The organism is Mesorhizobium sp. M4B.F.Ca.ET.089.01.1.1 (assembly GCF_004022605.1).
In the GTDB taxonomy this organism is placed as follows: domain Bacteria; phylum Pseudomonadota; class Alphaproteobacteria; order Rhizobiales; family Rhizobiaceae; genus Mesorhizobium; species Mesorhizobium abyssinicae.
This window is the reverse complement of sequence record NZ_RZOS01000575.1, coordinates 1-3,121: the sequence shown is the minus strand read 5'-3', so window position 1 is coordinate 3,121 and position 3,121 is coordinate 1. Positions and strand designations below refer to the sequence as shown.

General features: G+C 65.7%; 3 protein-coding genes. 1 reads left to right on the top strand and 2 read right to left on the bottom strand.

All coding sequences use genetic code 11. From position 1 onward, the window contains the following. On the top strand, window positions 1-1,145 hold a 1,145-nt coding region (locus tag EN780_RS30920), incomplete at its 5' end, for an AMP-binding protein (protein ID WP_145971011.1). Window positions 1,146-1,251: 106 nt separating this feature from the next. On the opposite strand, the gene EN780_RS30915 is transcribed toward EN780_RS30920, so the two are convergent. Together EN780_RS30915 and EN780_RS30910 are read right to left on the bottom strand one after the other, a co-directional pair. After that, window positions 1,252-1,998: a phosphatidylcholine/phosphatidylserine synthase gene (locus tag EN780_RS30915; protein WP_245478351.1), complete on the bottom strand. Its 747-nt coding sequence runs from the start codon at window positions 1,996-1,998 to the stop codon at window positions 1,252-1,254. A gap of 75 nt (window positions 1,999-2,073) precedes the next feature. After that, window positions 2,074-2,772 carry a phosphatidylserine decarboxylase gene (locus tag EN780_RS30910; protein ID WP_127284289.1) on the bottom strand — a complete coding sequence of 233 codons (699 nt, stop codon included), beginning with the start codon at window positions 2,770-2,772 and terminating at the stop codon, window positions 2,074-2,076. Window positions 2,773-3,121 lie beyond the last annotated feature (349 nt).

Here is a 3,121-nt window from a genome sequence, read left to right as displayed (position 1 = left end):
CCAGGATGCTGTGGCTCGAGGATGTGCGCCAGAGCGTGACGATGCTGGACAAGCTCGCCGCCGCCCTCTTGTGGCGCTTTCCGCTGCGGCCACAGGATGCGGCGAAGCCGGCGGTGATCCTGTTCACCTCAGGCTCGGAGGGCACGCCCAAGGCCGTCGTGCTGTCGCACAAAAGCCTCTACGCCAACGCCATGCAGGCCGAGGCCCGCATCACCATCTCGCCCGCCGACATCCTGCTCAACGTGCTGCCGGTGTTCCACTCGTTCGGACTGACCGGCGGCACCATCCTGCCGCTGGTCACCGGCGTGAAACTGTTCCTCTACCCCTCGCCGCTGCACTACAAGATCATTCCGGAGATCGCGCGCAAGATCAGGCCGACCATCATGTTCGGCACCGACACCTTCCTCGCCAACTATGCGCGCACCGCCAAGGACGGCGACTTCTCCAGCCTGCGCTTCGTCGTCGCCGGCGCCGAGGCGGTGAAGCCGGAGACGCGCCGTGTCTACCGCGAGCGCTTCGACGCATCGATCATCGAGGGCTTCGGCCTGACCGAGGCCGCTCCGGTCGTCGCCGTCAACACCGCCATCCATGGCCGCGACGGCACGGTCGGGCGGGCCCTGCCAGCCATCCGCATGAAGCTCGAGCCGGTCGAAGGCATCGACGACGCCGGCCGGCTGTGGCTCGACGGGCCGAACATGATGATGGGCTACATGACCGCCGACCGGCCGGGCGAGTTGCAGCCGCTCGATGGCTGGCACGATACCGGCGACATCGTCTCGATCGACCGCGACGGCTTCATTACCATTCGCGGGCGCGCCAAGCGCTTCGCCAAGATCGCCGGCGAAATGGTGTCGCTGGGCGCCGTCGAGATGCTGGTGCAGTCGCTGTGGCCGGAAGAGCGCCACGCCGCCGTGGCGGTGCCGGACAAGAGACGCGGCGAGCGCATCGTGCTGGTGACCACGGCCGATGACGCCAGCGCGGAGGAACTGCGTGCCTTCGGCAAGAAGGCGGGCGCGGCCGAACTGATGGTGCCCAACGACATCGTCAAGGTGGAGGAGATCCCGGTGCTGGGCTCGGGCAAGACAGACTATGTCTCGACCCGCAGGCTAGCGATCGACCGGCTGGGTCTGAGCGCCGCGGCGTAGCGTGCTAGAGCGGTTCAGCGTTTCATGGAACCGCCGACCCGCTCTAACTATTTGTTTCTACGCGATTCCGGACGGAAAACCGTTACACACTTTTCCTGGAATTGCTCTAGCCGATGTCCGACGGCGGCACCTTCTCGCCTTCGCGCATGGCGCGCTTGGAATAGGCGCGCACGGAAAACGGCAGGAAGACGAGATAGCCGGCGACCGAGGCGGTCAGCGTGTACCAGGGATAGGTCATCAAAAGCAGGACGTAGAGCACGACGGCAAGGATCACCGGAAGCACCTTGTCGCCCGGCACCTTGATGCTCTTGCCAGAATGGACCGGCAGCCGGCTGACCAGCAGGAAGGCGACGAGTACGGTGAAGCCGGTGGCGACAAAGGCGGCGAGACGGGTCGGCTCGAGTCCCAGCCGCAGGAAATAGAGGTAGAGCGGCAGCATCACCAGCACCGCGCCCGCCGGCGCCGGCACGCCGACGAAATATTCGCTCTGCCACAGCGGCCGGTCGGCCTTCTCATCATCCAGCACATTGAAGCGGGCGAGCCGCAGGCCGCAGGCGATGGTGAACAGAAGTGCCGCGATCCAGCCGAACGAGCCGGCCTGGTCGAGCAGGAAGGCATAGAGCACCAGCGCCGGCGCCACGCCGAAATTGACGATGTCGGCCAGCGAATCCATCTGCGCGCCGAATTTCGAGGTCGCCTTCAGCATTCGCGCCAGGCGGCCGTCTATGCCGTCGAGGAAGGCGGCGAGCAGCACCATCACCACCGCCGGCTCGAAGCGGTCCTGGAAGCCGAAGCGAATGCCGGAGAGGCCGGCGCAGATGGCAAGCACGGTGACCAGGTTGGGCAGCACCATGCGCATCGGGATTTCACGGATGCGCGGACCGCCGCTGGCATGCGCCTCGAATTTCTTGAAGGGCGCGCCCACGGCTCAGGAAATCCTGACCAGCGGCGTCACCGCCGCGCCGCCGAATTCGGCAAGCACCGTCTCGCCGCCCACGGCCGTCTGGCCGACGGCGACGCGCGGCACGGCGTTCAGCGGCAGGAAGACGTCGACGCGCGAGCCGAAGCGGATCAGGCCGAAGCGCTCGCCGATGGCGATCGATCCGCCGGCCTCGGCCCAGCAGACGATGCGCCGCGCCACCAGGCCGGCGATCTGCACGGCGGCGACGGTGCCGTTGGGGCTATCGATGACCAGCCCGTTGCGCTCGTTCTCCGAGCTTGCCTTGTCGAGCTCGGCGTTGAGGAATTTTCCGGGCCGGTGCTCGATCCTGGCGATCCGGCCACGCACCGGAGCGCGGTTCACATGGCAGGAAAAGACGTTCATGAACACCGATATGCGGGTCATCTCGCCGGAGCCGAGACCAAGCTCGCGCGGCGGCACGGCGGGACCGACCGCCGAGATGACGCCATCGGCCGGGCTCACCACCAGCCGGTCGTCGACCGGGGTGACGCGCTCGGGATCGCGGTAGAAATAGATGCACCAGGCGGTGAGGATCAGCCCGATCCAGAACAGGATCGAGGAGAAGTAACCCAGAAAAAGCGTGCCCGCGGCAAAAGCGGCAATGAAGGGATAGCCCTCGCGATGGATCGGAACGAGCGTATTCTTGATCGTATCGACGATGCTCATGGAATGGGGGCAGTCCCTGTTTCAGGTCCGGCCTCAATAGCCGAAAGCCCCCCTGCCCGCAACGCAACAATGGGCGAGGCTCGGCGGGTCACCGGAGGCATGCATTTTTTTGCCTATGCTGTCGGAACTCGACCATGCCACTCGTCCTTGGCTAGACAACTCGCCCAGGGAGCCCGCCAAATGCCATCGCCGAAATCGTCTGCAATTGATGCCAATCTCATCACCGAGGGTCTCGCCTTCGGCGAGTCGCCGCGCTGGCATGACGGACGGCTGTGGGTCTGCAACTGGGGCACGGGCGAGATCGTCGCGGTGGATGCGGACGGCAACAGCGAAATCATGCTCACAATAC